This window comes from Labrenzia sp. R5_0, assembly GCF_017743835.1.
Classification (GTDB): domain Bacteria; phylum Pseudomonadota; class Alphaproteobacteria; order Rhizobiales; family Stappiaceae; genus Roseibium; species Roseibium algicola.
In genome coordinates, this window is record NZ_JAGHRK010000005.1 from 156,680 (window position 1) to 173,691 (window position 17,012).

Below are 17,012 nucleotides of genomic sequence, written 5' to 3' on the forward strand. Positions count from 1 at the left end.
AAAACCTCAAGGAGCGACCGTGCGGCACTGCCAACAGGTGATGGTGAGACTGGCAACCCTTGAGAGGTTTCGCAGTCGCGGTGGTTCGCCTAACGTTGTTACAAAGGGATTTTGCTCAAAGGCTCAATCCGCGAGGCAAACAGCGCAACGGAAATGCCCGCAAGGCCGGACCCCGGCGGCGGCGCCATCCCTCATTGGGAGCGCAAAAGGAATGGAAGAGCAATTTAGCCGGGTCATTAACGCTGCAACACTTCAGGTCATTGGGTGGTCCTGAAGTAGCACCGTTCGAACTTTTTATTTAAGTCATATAATTTCTATCAGAATGATCTGTTTAAATGATCATTTTCCCAACCGCCGCAACATCGATTTTCACGACGGTCGCCAGCGGACAGGAGCCCCTATGCCAGGAGTTTCCGATCCGCAGACATTCAATTGGGCGGCTGGGATATCACGCATGCAAAAGGGCGTTGCCGGTTTCCCTGTCGAACAGGTGGATGTGTTCCGGTTTGATCGAAACGGAGACCGACCGAACGCCATCTTCGACACGAACCGGAGCAGTAATCAGGAGCCCGGGATCCGTGTCAGTGAGCACGTAGGAGACTGCCCCCGTTCTCTCAACGAGCGATACCGGAAGCGTCATTTCATTTCCGGTATCCCCCTGCCCGACCATCAGGTGTTCCGGCCGCAGTCCGACCGTTACTTTCTGACCAGGCAATTGCAGCCCTTCAAATGCGATCTCCGGTGTCCCGGGAAGAGCAAGACCAACACTCTTGCCCCCCTCCGCTACGACGCCATCGACAAAATTCATCGCCGGGGAGCCGATAAAGCCCGCAACGAACTTGTTCACTGGCCTGTCGTAAAGGTCGAGTGGCGCGCCTTTCTGTTCGATTACCCCGCTTCGCATGACCACCACCTGATCGGCCATTGTCATCGCCTCGATCTGGTCGTGGGTCACATAGACGGACGTCGCACCGAGGCGATTGTGCAGTTGCCGGATTTCGGAGCGCATGTGCACCCGGAGCGCCGCATCCAGATTGGAAAGCGGTTCGTCGAACAGGAACGCCTTCGGGTTGCGGATGATGGCCCGGCCCATGGCAACGCGCTGGCGCTGCCCACCGGAGAGTTGCCGCGGATATCTGTCGAGAAGTTCGCCCAACCCGGTCACGCGGGCAATTTCCTCCACCGCCTTGTCGATTTCGGACTTGGGGCGTCTCCGGAGCCGCATGGAATAGGTCAGATTCTGCCGAACGGTCATGTGCGGATAAAGGGCATAGGACTGGAACACCATCGCCAGGTCCCGCTCGCGCGGTGCCTTGTCATTGACCGCATCCCCCGCGATCCGCATCGTGCCGCTGGTGATTTTTTCCAGTCCGGCGATGGTGCGCAACAAGGTGGACTTGCCGCATCCCGAAGGCCCGACCAGAGCAACGAATTGTCCTTTCGGGATCTGCAGGCAAACGTCGCGGAGCGCGTGATAGGCGCCATAATATTTCTGGATGTTTTCCAGCTCGATTTGATAGCTCATTTGAGGGCTCCGGAGGTCAGGCCGCTGACGATCTGGCGTTGCAGCAACACAAATATGATGAGAACCGGCGTCACGTAGATCGCGGAGTAGGTCATCACACCGGACCAGTCGGACGTGTTGGGGCCCATGAAGGATTGCAGACCGACGGTCGCCGGCTGTAGCGCTCGCTGTGTGATCAGGGAGCGCGAATAGACATATTCCCCGAAGGACTGCAGGAAGATGAGCACCGACGTTACCAGAATGCCGTTTCTTGCAAGCGGGACGATGATGGACAGGAAGGCACCGATCCGCGAGTTGCCGTCGACCAGCGCGGCTTCTTCCAGCTCCCTTGGAACCTGCAGAAAGGTTGCGCGGCACAGCACGATATAGAGCGGCAGAACCTTCGCCGCCTGCGCCAGTATCACCGATGTTCTTGGCACCTCGTTAAGGCCAACCTGGTTGAAGGCAACGAAAATCGGCGTGATCATCAGGGAAGATGGCAAGACCTGCATCATCAGAACGATGAAGAGCACCACGTCCATCCAGCGGTTGCGGATGCGAGAGAGAACATAGGCACAGCCCGTGCCGCAGATGGCGACGATAATCGTCACACCCGAGGCAATCAGAAGCGAGTTCCAGAGGTAGACGTCCATCTTCAGGCGCGTCCAGACTTCGCCAACCATCCATTGCGGATTTTCCGGCCAGAAGGTCGGCGGATTGGCGAAGATTTCCGTGCCGCTTTTCAGGGCCGTGATGTACATCCAGTAAAGCGGGAAGAGATAGAAGCTCACCAGACAGAGCGCGATTGCGGTCAGGCCATATTTTTTCATCATCGCTCGACGCCTCAAGCTAGCTGTTCGTGGCGCGTGGACCGCACATAGACCGCGGCAACGAAAATCACGAACAGGATCATCAGAACCGAAATCACCGAACCGACGCCAATCTCGTAGTACTGAAACGACAATTGCCAGCTCCAGTACTGGAAGACGTTTGATGCATTCGACGGACCGCCCTGCGTGAGGGCCGCAAACAGGTCAAACTGCTGAAGGGTGAAAATGACGCCCAGTGAGATCACCGCTCCGAGCTGGGCGCGCATCATTGGCAAGGTGATGGTGAAAAACCGTTGGATGGCATTCGCACCGTCCATTTCGGCGGCTTCGTAGATATCCTCCGGAATTCCCGCCAGACCGACGGACAACAGGATCATGTTGAACGGAACACCCAGCCAGATATTGGCGAGGATGACCGAATAAAGGGCCACGTTCGGGTCGGACAGCCAGAAGATACGCTCACCGGTCAGGCCGAGAGACAACAGGACATGGTTGAGAACGCCAAAATCCCCTGCAAGGATCCAGCTCCAGACAGCGCCGACAACAAGAGCCGGCATGATCCAGCCCGCCAGGAACAACCCGCGCAGCCAGGTGCTTCCCGGAAAATTCTGCTGAAAGAACATTGCCAGGGCAAATCCGATGGACAATTGCGCTGCGACCGAGATGCCGACGAATTTCACGGTGTTGAGGAAGATGCCCCAAGCCTCGGGACGTGACAGCACATCAACGTAATTGTCGAGACCGACATAGGGCCTGTCGAAGGATCCGAGTGAAAACAGGTCCACTTCCTGAAACGACATGACGAGGTTGTATACGAGCGGAAAACCCGAAAACAGAACCAGGTACCCGAGTGCCAGCGTCACGAGGATCGTGTCGAAACCGGCCCCGTCCCGGAACGGTCTGGTAAAGTTGAGCATCCGTCTCCTCCTCCATGGCGGATGAAAAAGGGTGTGCGCTCCCGTCCGGTCGGACGGCTCGCGAGCACACACCCCAAGGCAGGGCGAACATCGCAAAACCCCGCCTGAACAGACCCTACTTCAGGACCTTGTCGATGCTGGTCTGCGCGGCAGCGAGAGCATCTTCAGGCGTTGCCTGACCGGTCAGTGTCGACTGGATTGCGGTCTGGATCGCCTTGCTGATGCGCGGCCACTGCGGATGAGGTCCGCGGTTGCGGGCATATTTCATCGATTCTTCGAAGACCGCATAGATTTCCGGATACTTGGGATCCTTCACCTCGACCTTGGAAGCCGGCAGGTAGCCGAATTCATTCCAGACGCGGTCCATGTTGTCATAGAGAAACTCCAGGAACAGGAAGGCTTCGTCCGGATTGTCGGTGCTGGCCAGAATGACGTTGTCGCCCTCCCCCAGCGCCGAGGCACGGTCCGCTCCCTCGTCCGGTGCGGGCAGGAGCGCAGCCCTGAAATCGAACTTGGCTTCCGAGCTCATCCGGGGCAGTTCCCAGGGTCCCGAGATCGACATTGCGGCGGTCCCGGCATTGAAAGTACCGGTGCTGTCCCACTGACCGCGGATGAGCGTGTCCGGCGAGGCCAGTCCTTCGTCGAGGATTTTCTTCCAGAGTGAAAGCGCTCGGACCGCCCCGTCCGTGTCGACGTTGTCGTAATCCCCGCCGGTCATCTGCAGCCAGGGCAGAAACTGGAAAGTGCCCTCTTCGGTCGCAACCGCAGAAAAAGCGAGGCCGTAGATATTCTCTTCCGGCTTGGTCAGCGCCTTGGCGGCTTCGTAAAGCTCGTCCCAGGTGCGTGGCGGGTTGTCGGGGTCGAGCCCGGCCGCACGGTACATGTCGGCATTGTAGTAGAGAGCGATCGTGTTCGCCCCACGCGGAATGCCATAGATGCCGCCCTCGTAGCTGACCGATGACAGCGGTCCCGGGAAGATGTCGTCGGCATTCACGATATCGGACTGCTCGATATAGGGTTTCAAATCGAGCAACAGTCCGCGAGAAGCAAACAACGCCACTTCCGGATTGTCGATATAAGTGATGTCGGGAGCATCGCCCGTCGCCACGCCGCGTGCGAGGTCATTGACCATGTCCTCGAACTGGACGGTCCGCACGTTGATCTTGATGTCGGGATGCTTGGCCATGAACTCGTCGGCCATGACGTAGTGATATTCGCCCGGGTCGTCGATGGTCCACAGATCCAGCTCGACCGGATCGGCAACGGCGGTTGAAGCCAGCGCGATCAGCCCGGATGTTGCCAATGCTATTGATTTCAAGTCCATGTTGGGTCTCCTCCCTGTATGCGACATGAATGACGGACGGCGTTGCCCTAGGTCAGTGAGGGATCGCCGCCTTCGTATTTGCCGGTTCCCGGTATGAAGGCACCGCCCCGGCTGGTTTTCAGATGGTTGAGCGCATGCACCTGGCCGGTCATTTCGAGCTCGTCGCGATAGACCGGATCGTGCCAGCCCTCGATGTCGATGGAGCCTGAATAACCCGCAAGACGCAGCTCGCTGATGATGTCTGTCCAGTTGCTATCGCCAAAACCCGGCGTACGCATGAAGACGAACGGATGTTTTCCGAAGATGCCGTGTTCCCGGATGACATCATGGCGGACCGTGGCGTCCTTGCCGTGCACGTGAAAGATCTTGTCGGCCCACTTGCGGATCTGCGGCAGCGGATCGATCAGATAGACAAGCTGGTGGCAAGGCTCCCATTCCAGGCCGAGATTGTCGTCCGTCGTTTCGTTGAACATCAGTTCCCAGGCATCCGGATTATGGGCGATGTTCCAATCGCCGGTCTGCCAGTTCCCGTCCATGGCGCAATTTTCAAAAGCGATCCTGACACCCTTGTCGGCGGCGCGCTTTGCAAGCTCGGACCAGACTTCCCTGTATTTGGGCAGGCTGTCTTCCAGGGGCTTGCCACGGATCCTTCCTGTAAAGCCGGCGACGCAAGTGGCGCCGAAGTGATGGGCGTTATCGATACAGTCCTTCCATCCCTGCAGGGTGTCCCGGTCCAGCGGCTGATCTTCCAGCGGGTTCCCGAACATGCCCAGGGTCGAGATGGTGATGTCCCGGTCGCCGATCGACTCGACACAGCGTTTGCCGAGCTCGGCCAGGTCCTGCCCGTTGGTCGTCTGCCAGAAGAACGGCTCGAAGCTTTCAAACCCGAGATCGGCGATTTCATCGATCCGCTTCGCAGCTTCTCCGCCCGTGGCGGCGATCATCGTTCCGATGCGAATGGATTTTGCAGGATTGCTCATGAATGAATGTCCTCGGGTCAGATATCTATCTCGACGAAGCGCTCTTCCTCGGCGCTCCGGATTGCAGCAAATGTCATGGCGAGTGAGCGGATGTTGTCGGCGGAATCCGTGAGAGCAGCCCTGCCGGTCTCACGCGCATCCAGGAAATCGGCAATGACGCCTGCATGGCCGGTGACCTCCAGCGATGCGGGCAATTCGGGCACCTCGACCTCTTCCAGCGGATAAAGAAAGCCTTCGGCCGATTTCACGATTTCGGCTCGGAAGCCTTCGTTGCCGTCCCACAAAAGAGTTCCGCGCGATCCGATGATCCGCCAGGAGGCTTCCCAGTCCGTGCGCGCACCTTCCGCACACCACGAACCGCGATAGGTCATGGTCACATTGTCATGGCAGTCGAAGATGGCGGCGGCACTGGCTCCGTGGCGGTACCAGGAATGGGACGGATTGCTCTCGTGACAGAAGACCCGGCGCGGTTCCAGCCCGGCAACGAAACGGGCCGCGTCGAAAGTGTGGATTGCCATGTCGTGCAACAGCACATGATCCATCTCCTCCCGAAACCCGCCGAAATGCGGTGCGATGAAGAAGTCGCAATGGACCTCCGCGATCCGCCCAATGCCACCCTGGTCCAGAAACTGTTTTGCACGCCGGATGCCGGGCAGAAAGCGGCGGTTCTGAATCACGGCATGCAACCTGCCCTGATCCCGTCGCACGTCGAGCAGTGCTTTTGCCTCGTCCAGCGAGTTCGCCATCGGTTTTTCGGAAAGCACATCGCAGCCGGCAGCGAAGCCCTGGGTCACCACTTCGTTGCGGGCAGATGGCACGACGATATCGAACAGGAGGTCTGGCTTCAGCCTGGACAGCAGTTCCGTCAGATCGTTTCCGGCCTCTGCGTTGCCGAAGCCGGAGGTCTGAGCACGTTTTTGCGCAAGGTCCGTGTCAAGGTCGACAAAGCCGACAATCTCGACCCGCTTGCCGGAAGAGTTGATGTCCTGAAGTGCACGTAGCCAGCCCTCGGACATGGCTCCGCACCCCACCATGACGGCGGTCTGCATGTGATTTCCTCCCATCGGGCGCGGTTGTGACCTTTCGTCTTTCCGGGCTCCGTAAACGTTTACGACGCTAGATTACGATGGAACTTTGTGTCAAGAAGTTTCGTAAACGTTTTCGGAAATCTTTTCAGGAGCCCCTGTCCTTGAACATAAAAGACCTCGCGCAACATCTTGGGATCTCTATCGGAACCGTTTCGCGAGCGCTGAACGACAAACCGGATGTAAACGCAAAGACCCGAGAGCGTGTGCTCAATGCCGCAGTTGAACTCGGCTACAGTGCGAACGCTTCGGGCCGTTCGCTGCGTCGTGGAACAACGCAGACAATCGCCTTCATGCTTGAAACCGGGCAGTCGGAACTCAGGAGCGGCGACAACTTCTTCATGCGCGTGATTGACGCCATGCAGGCCGAACTCGATGATCAGGGCTATGATCTCATCATCCTGCCTTGCCATTCCGCCAACGATCCGACGGAGTTTCTGAAACGCGTTATCGCGCGCGGCACGGCGGATGCCATTGTTGTAACCGCGACCATGAAGAACGATCCGCGGATCGAGTTCCTGCTCAAGTCACGGCTCCCGTTCCTGACACTCGGACGGTCACGCCTGGAAGACCAGCACCCCTGGATCGATCTCGATTTCGAAGGATATGTCGATCAGACAATCCGCAAGCTGGTGGCCCTCGGGCATAAACGCATTGCCATTACCGTGCCGCCGACCCGATCCAACATCGCCAGTGTGTTGCGCGAAGCCTATGAAAACGCAGTTGCCGAAACGGGGCTGGAATTCGATCCCGGTCTGATCTTCGAGTGTGAAGTCAGCGAGTCCGGCGGCAATCAGGTGACCCGCCAGATCCTGGAAATGCCCAACCGGGCGACCGCGCTGCTGCTGAACTACGAACTGATGGCATTTGGCGTTTACTCGGCCCTTCAGGAAGCCGGGCTGTCACCGGGCAAGGACCTGTCGGTTGCAACACTCCGCAGAAGCAAGCTCCTTCGCTTCCTCAACCCGCCGGTAACGGCATTCGAGATCGATCTGGAGCAGCTCGGGCGAACAATCGCTCAGGAAGTTCTGCACGTGCTGCGCGACAACAGCCACAAGACCAGGATTGTCTGGCCTGCCACGATGGCCATAACAGAGAGTTTCGCGCCCCCACCTGGCCGGTAGTCCAACTCGTATCCGACCGGCTTGCCACTTGTTTTTCAGCGGACGCTGCCCTCCCCTCCCAAAGGCAGTCAGTCCAACGTCACTACATCGGAAATCTCTGCGCAGCTGCCTCAAACAGAGCGGACGAACAGGTCGTTCCAAGGACATCGCCGACCGGTCGTGTCAGCCATTTCGGTTGAAGTGCATCTGACAGGAATGACGGCAGTTTCTTTTCGTGCTCGCTGAAAGCCTGTGAGCTCATCATGCTGGGATCGGCGTCCAGGCACAGGGTCAGGTTGCTTGCGTCATCCTCCCCTCGGAAAGTGAGATTGAAGCCGTCAGCGGGGCCACTGCCAAGAATGTGGCGGCGAGACCTGCAACCGGTGAAAGCCGGTGCATTGAAGGGCAGCACGTTGATCAGGGGAGAGAAGAAGTACCGGCCACCTTCTGTCAGCCCCTGGTCTTGTGAAATCTGCTCGATACGGTAGCGGCTGTATCGCCTTTGGCGTTTCAGCTCAGCCGCCGAGCCTTTCAGAAAATCTGCCAGGGTGTCGGTTCTGTTCACCTCCATCCGGAACGGCAGAATGTTGACCAGCAGCGCCGGCAAATGCGCCCCCACACTGCCCCACCTGCTCATGAATGGAAGCCAGAGTGTCAACGCATTCTCGGGCGGCATCTGCCGACCGGCCCGTTCGCCCAGAAGATAGAGACCGCCGAGCAGTGTCAGGAGATCCGGCCAGCCAATTTCAACCGCCGCAGCGGTTGCCTGCAGGTTTCGCGTGAACTCCGGAAATAGGGAAACCTGAGCATGATAGCCGGGGCCACCATAGTCTTCATCTCCCCGCTCCAGAACTTCGATGTCGGAGGCTCTTGCGAAATACTCCGACCAGAACGCCTTGTCGTCGTTCCACTGCCAACTCTCCTGATATCGAGCCTCTTCAGACAGGAAACTTGCCAGCGGATGGAATGGCAGACCGGCGTCGCCCTGGCCGCGATAATGATTGTAAAGCTCGGCACAGCGCTGTTCGATCAACGCCAGGCCATAGCCATCGACAATGATATGGTGAGCGCGGATGTACCAGAGGTAAATTCTCTCCCCGACGCGGTAAAGCGCATGCGCCGACAGTTTATCGTGCCGTAAATCCAGTTTTGCGGCCAGATCGGTTTCCATCCGCTTTCTGGCGACTTCCAGTGGCTCGGCCTCCTCGCGCAAGTCCACCTGTACAAGCGCGGGCAAAAATTCCGGATCGCAGACCTGAACCGGCGCTCCACCATCCGGGCTCACCCGGAACCGGGCCGACAGAATCTCGGCCTCGCGGATGGTGCGTGTGATCGCCCTGGTGAGCGCGGGCTCGTCAATGTCGCCTTCAAGCTCGATGTAATGCGCGACCGTCGACACGGGCTGGTCGGGATGAAAGGTGAATTCTTCCCAGAAGTCGAGCTGTGGCAGCGTCAACGGCATCTCACCGGTTGGACCGATGTCCGGCATGAACGAAACTCCTTCTACGATTTCAAATGACGGCGGAATTTTTCGCAAGGTTGGAAAACGGAACGTCTTGTGACCAATCAAGGCAGCTCTCGGGAAAGGAGTTCCTCCACCTGGTTCGCGTTTCGGCACATGAGAAGTTGCTTTGGCGGCAAAGCGACGCCGAATTCGTCGGAGATGCGCTGAGCGATCGTCTTGAGATGCGACGGTAACAGCCCCATCGACAGGAAGTCGGTAGCCCCATTTACGGCTGACGTTGCTCCGCAGCCGACGACCTCCAGATAGATGTCGAGAAGCCGACGGTTTGCCGGGGATGCTTTCCTTGGCGGCACCGGTTGTCTGGAAGGGAAATCTGCAAGCAATTGCCTCGCAGCCCTTCGATCCGGTTTTCCGTTGGCAGACAGCAGAATGCTATCCACCTTTAAAAAGTACGCGGGAACGTGGGATTCCTGCAGGTGCTGTCTTGCAAAATTCCGAAGGTCCGCATCGGAAAGTCCGCTTCCAGGAACCGGTTCATAAAGGGCGCCCAATTCGGTTTCCCCACGGCGTTCGTCTCCAAGATCCGTCAGTAGAACGCGGGCGACGTCAGGGTGTTTCACAAGTTCATTCTCGACGTCAGGCATGGAAATGCGGACGCCGCGCACCTTGACGTAACCCTGAACGCGGCTGTCGAACAGGATCAGTCCGTCGCGCCTGTATCGCCCCCGGTCTCCAGACCGGAATGCACGAACCGGCTCTCCGTGCTCATCCCGGATCATGACGAAGTCATGCTGCCGCAACTCGCCGTCTTCCAGATATCCAAGCGCCGTGTTCACACCCGAAGAATGGATACGGCCAACAACACCGACAGGGCAGTGCTCGCCTTTTTCGTTGAGCACGAAATACCGGTTTGCCGGCAGCGGGCGGCCATAAGGTATGTTGCCTGTATCTTCCGGACAGATCCTATGCCAGATACTCCAGATCGTGGTTTCGGTCGGTCCGCCGATTGAACTCAGTCGGATAGCCGGGTTGCTGCGCCTTACGTCTGCGATCACCGCCGGTTTGAGGTAGTCGCCGCCCTGGTTGATCAGGCGCAAGTTGGCAAGTTCCGGCTCTTGACGGCAGGAAAGCAGCATCTCGAAGATGGTCGGAACCGACGACCAGATCGTTACGCCGTGCGCGTCAATCAGCTGGTTCCACCGAACCGCATCCTTCTCCTCGCCCAGAGCAGGTTGAACCAGCGTTCCGCCAGCGGTCAGACACCCGAAGACCTCATAGACAGACATGTCGTGATGCAATGGACTGACTGAAATGAAGACGTCACCCGAAGTGATTTCCCACTCCGCATTGGTGCTGCCGATGACGTTGTCGGTCGATCGGTTGGACAGCACGACGCATTTCGGTTTCCCGGTCGTGCCTGACGTATAAAGATAGTACGCGGCCGCCGGACTGGACGAGAGCTCCTGAAGCGGCGGCATGAAGTCAAATACGTCGCCGGAGAGTTCTCCCTGCAGCAGCGTCTCGGCAGAAACGACGTCGTAGCCCTCAATCGGCTGTGTTCCGACGACAAGGTCTGGCTTGCAATTGTCGCAGAGAAATTTTCTGCGTTCTTCTGGGGCAGAAGCATCCAAGGGAACCCAGGTTACCCCACGCAGTGCACAGGCCAGCGTCACCATCGTCTGTTCAGGAGAACGCGGCAGCGCAAGAACCGCAACATTTCCCTTTTGAAGGTTTCGGGCCGCGAGAGACGCCAGCACCTTGTGCACGCCCCTGCCGAGCTCTGCATAGGAGACCCGACGGGCACCGCAGGCGAGCGCGTCGTTTTCCGGCGGTGCTGAAAACATGTTGTCGGCAATGCGCCTCAAGTACCCGCAGGCGGCATAAGTCTCCACCGGCATGTTGAACCGATAGTGGTCGAAATCCAGCACGTTTCGCGCTTCGACCTGAAGCTCTTCGCTTTCGCAGATGGCGGTCACGGCCCTGTCGATGGCTGCCTGAATATCGTCGACGACGGTGCGCTCGATAGCCTCGACAGCATGATCGATATCGATCAACAGACCTCCGTCGACCGACGCACCCAGGCGAATGTCCAATGCGACCTGCGGTGTCTGTGTCAGGCCGTCATGCAGGCGAACGTGCGCATCGGACGATAGCACTGGCCAGGACAGCCCGTTCGTGAGGACAACCGGCAGGGCGACACCACTTGCACCACCTCCGAGGTCCATCAGAAACCGGCTGATTTCGACGCCGGAAAACGACAGGTGATCCAGCCCCTCCAGAACGTCGTCCTGCAAGGCCTTTGCCCTGGCAATAAAATCGTCTGTTCCCTGCCCGTCCCAAGCGACGGCAAAGAACGTCGACCCGTTTTGGTAGCCCCCTTCCGTTCGCGGGGCCGCCGGCACGCCGACATGAAGGCTCCCTTCGCTCAACCAGTGCGACAGAACTTCCAGGATCACGGCCGACAACACAGTATTGCGAAAGAGGCCCGCCTTTGCCCCCATGCGCGTGAGCTTGCGGAAACGCGCTGCATCGATCGCCAAACCGGCCCGCGCATAGCGAGAGCTTCCGATGGTCTCCAGAGATTTCGCCCAGGGAAGCTTCGGCGCGCCTTCGTAAGACCCGAGCTTGGCCTTCCAGTAGTTTGCATCAGCCTCGTTCTGGCTCTTGATCGGCTGTATGGCAGAAGGAACAGGCAAGCTTGTCGCGGATTCGATCTGTCGATCCTCGAACAGTTCAACCATCAGCGCAGCTATGGAAAAACCGTCCAGGACCAGCGCATCGAACCGGAAGAAGATTGCACAGTCATCTCCGGTCTTGCCGGCCGTTTCGGGCAGCTGGAACGCGACGACCCGCCAGGGCGGTGCAGTCAGATCGAACAGCTCATGGGTAAACCCCTGCTTCAACTCGGCGATCTTTTGCTCAGCACTTTCCGGCGTCTGGTCGGACAGATCGATGCGGAGGAAATCGACCTGTGGCGTTGCCAGGACGTGTCTCGATTGGCTTTGGCCATCGACAACCGTCCGCAGGCTGTCATATCGCTCCGCCAGATGGAGCAGCCGGCGCTCCAGAAGAGCGAGGTTGAAGCGACCGCGATACTCGCGAAACTCCTGCATCGCGACGCCGCCGAGAGGCACATATTCGCTTCTGCCAAGGAGGTACGCGCGCTGCAGCGACGTCAGTTCGGATGTCATGATGTCTCCAGCGGATCTATTCGGCAGGTTGAGCTGCAAGCGAAATCCGGCTACTTGCGCCAACCGCCTGCAGAAAAGCTCGTGCGATGCTGTCCGACGCCTTGCCGGAGCGATCGTTGATCAGGGATGCCAGGGCGGCGGTTGTGCTCGCAGGACCAATGTCCTCCGGTGCAATGGCTGCAGACGGAATGTAACGATTGAGAAAGGTGACGAAGTCCGCAAGATCGCCCTCGCCCAGTCCGAAATCCCGGATAGGGAGATGCATGTGAGCATCACTGCCAGTCACCCTGCCCGGCGCCAGCCGGTTCAACAGTTCCAGAAGCATGTCTTCGGTGTATGTGGCGGGCCGTCTTGCAGAGCCGCACGTCATGACGTTGCAAACTGCCTGTTCGCCAAGTGACCGCGGGTCGGCCGCAACTTTCCTCGCGAGCCGCTCATAGCTCTTGAACGCGGCATCGACCCAGGCTTCGGGCAGTGCATCATAGCGGATATCCCAGTTGACCAGGATACCGCCGTCCAGTTCCGCAACTTGGGCATCCAGGGCAACTTGCGGCCCTTGTGACACGGCCCAGTTCATCGATCCGAAAACCTGGCGGACACGTTCGGAGAAGAGGCCTCCCGCTGGCAGACCGAGGCCGGAGGTAAACACGATGGGCGCAGACTGCAGGGACCGTTGATGGCGCGACAGATCACGCATCACGCTGACACCCGGATAGGCAGAATGGGCGAGAAGGTCCAGCATTCTGCCGGCCAGAGATTTGCAGACGTCTTCGTAGGTCTCCCCGGGCCGTAGATCGACCGCCAGAATAAGGGTGTTGGAAAAGTCTCCGACAAGCCGCTCGACACCGGCGGTGTAAGGAGCACGCCAGAACATCGGCACGTTGAGACGAAAACGGCCGCTGCCGGTGGCCCCACCCACAACGGCGGCGAACAACCCCAGCATCAACGCCGACACTGTCACGCGCAGCCGGCGCGCGGTCTCTTCCAGTGACCTGCGTTCAGCAGGCGACAGATAGGCGGCGAGCCTGCCGCTTTTGACCCGTTGGCCAGCGGCAACGACCGGCAGATCGGGAGCCGGCGGCATGTCATCCAGACGCTCTTGCCACCAGCGCTTGTCTTCCTGCTGACGCCTGTGCAAATCGGCATCATCGGCTTTGGCGTCCAGCCAGTCGAAAAAGCTGCTTTCCCCGGGTTCGGCCGGCAATGACGGCTTTTCGTAGTACCGGGCAAGGTCCTCCATGAGGAGGCAGAAACTCGGCGGATCGATCGCCGCCATATCCGTGTCGACATGCAAGCGGCTGGCACCATCGGGTAGAAGGCTAAGTCCGAATGCGGACGTCTCACCGCTGGCAAGGTCCAGCGATCGACTGGTCCAGCTTTCCCGCTTTTCCGCCAGTCGATGGGCGAGTGCTTGCGGCTTGAGAGGGCTCAGGTCCTCAACCTCGAAAGACAGGCTTTCTTCTGTTTTTCCAATGACTTGCCGGCCATCCGCCGTGATTTGCATGCAAAGCATGGCATGCGTCTCATAGAGTTTGCGAACCGCGCCTTCCAGGCGGATCGGATCGATGTTGCTGCCATCGAATTCCACATAAAGATGAGCTGATACATTTCCGAGGAAGCCCTTGGCTTCGCGCCCGGTCCAGTAAGCGGCCTGCATGGGTGTAAGATTTTTCATTGCGACTTTTGGTGTTGACAAAACATGAGTATCATACTCAAGTATTGAAGCAGGTCAACCATTCATATAGGAGATGCTCCATGGCAACCGGAGCGAGAGTGATGCGTCACGAAGACGTGGCCATCCAGCCTGATCCCAAGCGAAAATTTCTGTTCACTTCAGGCGGAAACGAACTGCATGCAGATGGAATTCGCGAGCGGATTGCCGTCCCGGCCCGGACCGGAAAAACTTCGGGCGACCTGTTTCAGGCCACGGTTGGCGCAGCCCTGGAACGCGCCCGCAATGCTGGCCAGGCAAACCCGATTGTCGTTGGTGCCATTCCGTTCGATCTCGGTGAGGTGTCCTGCCTCTACGTGCCTGAACGCCATGAATGGCGCACCTGCAAGGAGCCGAACGGAGGCGCTGTCACGAAACGCATCATGCCGGAGCTGCTCGCGCAGCGGAGTTATCCGGATGAGGCCGGCTTCAAACGGGCCGTCCAACACGCCATCGTCAACTTCCAGCACAGTGATGTCCGCAAGGCCGTCCTTTCGGTCATACGGGAACTGCAATTTGCAGAGCCTGTCGATGTCGAGCGGCTCATGACAAGCCTGCGGGCCCAGAACAGCGACGGCTATCAGTTCCAGGTGCCACTTCCGGATGGCAGCGAGCTGATCGGCGTCAGTCCGGAATTGCTCATTCGCAAGAGCGGCCGCTCGTTCACGTCTAACCCGCTAGCGGGGTCGACCAGGCGCCTGCCCGAACTCGCCGCCGACAAGGACGCCGGCACTGAATTGCTTCGCTCCGAAAAGGATCGCTATGAGCACAGGCTGGTCGTGGAGGACATTCACCGTTTGCTGCAACCCTATTGCTCACAGATCGATGTGCCGGATCAGCCGTCGCTTCTTGGCACAGCGGCTTTGTGGCATTTGTCCACCAGGATCGAGGGACAGCTGAACGACCCGTCGATGACCGTGTTGCAGCTAGCATGCCTCCTGCATCCGACGCCTGCTGTCTGCGGATATCCAACAGAGCTGGCTCACCGTCTCATCCGGTTTGTCGAACCGTTCGAGCGCGGGCTTTTCACCGGAATTGTCGGCTGGTGCGACGCCGAGGGCAACGGTGAATGGGCCATCACCATCCGCTGCGGCATCGTTGAGCGTGACGTGGTGCGGCTTTTCGCAGGTGCCGGCATCGTTGAGGCCTCTCAACCGGACTGCGAATGGGCCGAAGTCCAAACCAAACTGGGCACCATGCTCAAGGCTTGCGGCCTCGCCGCCTGAGCCCCTGTCCTTATCAAACAATCAGGTTTTCCAATGAACGTCGAATTTCAGCGCTGGCCAGAGGAACTGGCAGCGCATTACCGCTCCTGTGCCTACTGGATCGATCAGCCATTGACCCGAATTCTGGATCAACAAAGGCAAACGCGTCCCGCCGCGCCGGCGATCGTGTGCGGCGAACGAACCCTTTCCTATGACGCACTCGACCGGCTGTCCTCCAATCTGGCTGCAAGATTGGTGGCAAAAGGGTTGGGTCCCGGTGACACCGCACTGGTGCAGCTGCCAAACCTCGCCGAGTTCTACATCGCCTTTTTTGCGTTGCTGAAGGCCGGCATTGCACCGGTCAACGCGCTCTACAGCCATCGACGTCACGAGATGACGGCCTATGCCCGGCAGATCGAACCGAAACTTCTGATCGCCAGCCGCCAACATGAGCTGTTCCGGACGGACGACTTCATCGGCAGCCTGCAGGAAATGCAGGACGGTGCTCTCACTGTTCTTCTTATGGACGAAGCAGATCCCGCCTCCAGCCTGTCACACTGGATCGAAAGTGCTCCGGAAGGCGTTGCCCCCGATTACGGACCGACACCCCCAGGCGAAGTCGCCTTCTTCCAACTGTCCGGCGGCAGCACGGGTACACCGAAGCTGATCCCACGCACGCACAACGACTACGATTACAGCGTCAGGGCCAGCGCGGAAATTTGCGACCTGACACCCGAAACGCGGTTTCTTTGCGCGTTGCCGGCCGGGCATAACTTTCCGCTCAGTTCACCAGGCGCACTCGGAGTGTTCCATGCCGGTGGCTGCGTCGTGCTCGCCCCCAATCCGGAACCTCTTGCCTGTTTCGAGCTTATTCGCAAACACAAGGTGACCATGGCCGGTCTTGTGCCTTCCGCCGTCAATCTCTGGCTTCAGGCAGCGCCTGATCATCGCAATGCGCTGGAGAGCCTGAAACTCCTGCAGGTGGGCGGCGCACATTTTCCTGAGTCCCATGCGCGTCTGGTTCCTCAGATACTTGGCTGCAAGCTGCAACAGGTCTTCGGAATGGCGGAAGGACTGGTGAATTACACCCGTCTGGATGATCCGGATGAGCTTGTCTTCACGACCCAGGGACGCCCGATCAGCTCTGACGACGAAATCAAGATTGTCGGAGAAGATGGACAACCTGTTTCCGACGGCGAAACGGGCAGACTTGCGACGCGTGGTCCCTACACCTTCCGCGGCTACTTTCGAAGCCCGGAACACAATGCCGACGTCTTCGATGAGGACGGGTTCTACTATTCCGGTGACCTGGTGTGCCGCACCGGTGAAGGTTATCTGCGGGTGGTTGGACGGGTAAAGGACCAGATCAACCGGGGCGGCGAGAAGATAGCCGCGGAAGAAGTCGAAAGCCTGCTTCTGCTTCATCCTGATGTTCGAGAAGCGGCCCTTGTCGCCATCCAGGACCCGGCACTTGGCGAGAAAAGCTGCGCTGTCATTGTCTCGGACAACTCCTGCATCAAACCGCTTGCTCTTCGCAGGCACCTGATGTCGCTCGGAGTTGCCGACTACAAGCTGCCTGACCGCTTCAGTTTTGCGGACGCCATTCCCCTCACAGCCTTCGGCAAACCCGACAAGAAGAAACTGCGCATGGATCTCGCGCAGAAATTCACTCCCGCTCTGACACAGTAGAGGTTCCC

12 protein-coding genes are annotated in these 17,012 nt (G+C 58.7%); 3 read left to right on the top strand and 9 right to left on the bottom strand.

Going from position 1 to position 17,012, the window contains the following annotated elements; translation table 11 throughout:
- Window positions 1–448: 448 nt before the first annotated feature.
- The 6 genes from ugpC to J7447_RS24185 form a co-directional block, all read right to left on the bottom strand.
- Window positions 449–1,525 carry a sn-glycerol-3-phosphate ABC transporter ATP-binding protein UgpC gene (gene ugpC / locus J7447_RS24160; protein ID WP_055660702.1) on the bottom strand — a complete coding sequence of 359 codons (1,077 nt, stop codon included), beginning with the start codon at window positions 1,523–1,525 and terminating at the stop codon, window positions 449–451.
- Complete coding sequence (locus J7447_RS24165; RefSeq protein ID WP_023001536.1) at window positions 1,522–2,337, bottom strand: carbohydrate ABC transporter permease; 816 nt, start codon at window positions 2,335–2,337, stop codon at window positions 1,522–1,524. Before J7447_RS24165 ends, ugpC begins: the two co-directional genes overlap by 4 nt.
- An 11-nt stretch (window positions 2,338–2,348) precedes the next feature.
- On the bottom strand, window positions 2,349–3,251 hold the full coding sequence (locus J7447_RS24170) for a sugar ABC transporter permease (protein ID WP_023001537.1): 903 nt from the start codon (window positions 3,249–3,251) through the stop codon (window positions 2,349–2,351).
- A gap of 115 nt (window positions 3,252–3,366) precedes the next feature.
- Window positions 3,367–4,575: a sugar ABC transporter substrate-binding protein gene (locus J7447_RS24175; protein ID WP_075281840.1), complete on the bottom strand. Its 1,209-nt coding sequence runs from the start codon at window positions 4,573–4,575 to the stop codon at window positions 3,367–3,369.
- A 47-nt stretch (window positions 4,576–4,622) separates the two neighbouring features.
- The gene (locus tag J7447_RS24180) at window positions 4,623–5,555 is read right to left on the bottom strand and encodes a sugar phosphate isomerase/epimerase (protein WP_209171184.1); all 933 of its coding nucleotides are present in this window, start codon (window positions 5,553–5,555) and stop codon (window positions 4,623–4,625) included.
- Between the two features lie 17 nt (window positions 5,556–5,572).
- Window positions 5,573–6,604, bottom strand: a complete 1,032-nt coding sequence (locus J7447_RS24185) for a Gfo/Idh/MocA family oxidoreductase (protein ID WP_209171185.1) — start codon at window positions 6,602–6,604, stop codon at window positions 5,573–5,575.
- A 140-nt stretch (window positions 6,605–6,744) separates the two neighbouring features.
- Between J7447_RS24185 and J7447_RS24190 the strand changes: the two genes are divergently transcribed.
- Window positions 6,745–7,764: a LacI family DNA-binding transcriptional regulator gene (locus J7447_RS24190; protein WP_209171186.1), complete on the top strand. Its 1,020-nt coding sequence runs from the start codon at window positions 6,745–6,747 to the stop codon at window positions 7,762–7,764.
- Between the two features lie 82 nt (window positions 7,765–7,846).
- Here J7447_RS24190 and J7447_RS24195 read toward each other — a convergent pair whose 3' ends face one another.
- The 3 genes from J7447_RS24195 to J7447_RS24205 all read right to left on the bottom strand — a co-directional run bounded on the left by J7447_RS24195 (window position 7,847) and on the right by J7447_RS24205 (window position 14,074).
- Window positions 7,847–9,232: a condensation domain-containing protein gene (locus J7447_RS24195; protein ID WP_286189528.1), complete on the bottom strand. Its 1,386-nt coding sequence runs from the start codon at window positions 9,230–9,232 to the stop codon at window positions 7,847–7,849.
- Window positions 9,233–9,309: 77 nt separating this feature from the next.
- On the bottom strand, window positions 9,310–12,399 hold the full coding sequence (locus J7447_RS24200) for an AMP-binding protein (protein WP_209171187.1): 3,090 nt from the start codon (window positions 12,397–12,399) through the stop codon (window positions 9,310–9,312).
- 16 nt (window positions 12,400–12,415) lie between these two features.
- A complete protein-coding gene (locus J7447_RS24205) occupies window positions 12,416–14,074 on the bottom strand; it encodes a condensation domain-containing protein (RefSeq protein WP_209171188.1) in 1,659 nt (552 codons plus the stop codon).
- 101 nt (window positions 14,075–14,175) lie between these two features.
- On the opposite strand from J7447_RS24205, the gene J7447_RS24210 reads away from it, so the two are divergent.
- The gene (locus J7447_RS24210; protein WP_286189583.1) at window positions 14,176–15,336 is read left to right on the top strand and encodes an isochorismate synthase; all 1,161 of its coding nucleotides are present in this window, start codon (window positions 14,176–14,178) and stop codon (window positions 15,334–15,336) included.
- Between the two features lie 33 nt (window positions 15,337–15,369).
- Window positions 15,370–17,004: a (2,3-dihydroxybenzoyl)adenylate synthase gene (locus J7447_RS24215; RefSeq protein ID WP_209171190.1), complete on the top strand. Its 1,635-nt coding sequence runs from the start codon at window positions 15,370–15,372 to the stop codon at window positions 17,002–17,004.
- The last annotated feature ends 8 nt before the right edge of the window (window positions 17,005–17,012 follow it).

Excerpts from the sequence above, each read along its gene's own strand:
- J7447_RS24180 (WP_209171184.1), bottom strand. The coding sequence starts at position 5,555 with ATGAGCAATCCTGCAAAATCCATTCGCATCGGAACGATGATCGCCGCC.
- J7447_RS24215 (WP_209171190.1), top strand. The coding sequence starts at position 15,370 with ATGAACGTCGAATTTCAGCGCTGGCCAGAGGAACTGGCAGCGCATTAC.
- J7447_RS24185 (WP_209171185.1), bottom strand. The coding sequence starts at position 6,604 with ATGCAGACCGCCGTCATGGTGGGGTGCGGAGCCATGTCCGAGGGCTGG.
- J7447_RS24170 (WP_023001537.1), bottom strand. The coding sequence starts at position 3,251 with ATGCTCAACTTTACCAGACCGTTCCGGGACGGGGCCGGTTTCGACACG.
- J7447_RS24205 (WP_209171188.1), bottom strand. The coding sequence starts at position 14,074 with ATGAAAAATCTTACACCCATGCAGGCCGCTTACTGGACCGGGCGCGAA.
- J7447_RS24175 (WP_075281840.1), bottom strand. The coding sequence starts at position 4,575 with ATGGACTTGAAATCAATAGCATTGGCAACATCCGGGCTGATCGCGCTG.
- J7447_RS24210 (WP_286189583.1), top strand. The coding sequence starts at position 14,176 with ATGCGTCACGAAGACGTGGCCATCCAGCCTGATCCCAAGCGAAAATTT.
- J7447_RS24200 (WP_209171187.1), bottom strand. The coding sequence starts at position 12,399 with ATGACATCCGAACTGACGTCGCTGCAGCGCGCGTACCTCCTTGGCAGA.
- J7447_RS24165 (WP_023001536.1), bottom strand. The coding sequence starts at position 2,337 with ATGATGAAAAAATATGGCCTGACCGCAATCGCGCTCTGTCTGGTGAGC.
- J7447_RS24195 (WP_286189528.1), bottom strand. The coding sequence starts at position 9,232 with ATGCCGGACATCGGTCCAACCGGTGAGATGCCGTTGACGCTGCCACAG.
- ugpC (WP_055660702.1), bottom strand. The coding sequence starts at position 1,525 with ATGAGCTATCAAATCGAGCTGGAAAACATCCAGAAATATTATGGCGCC.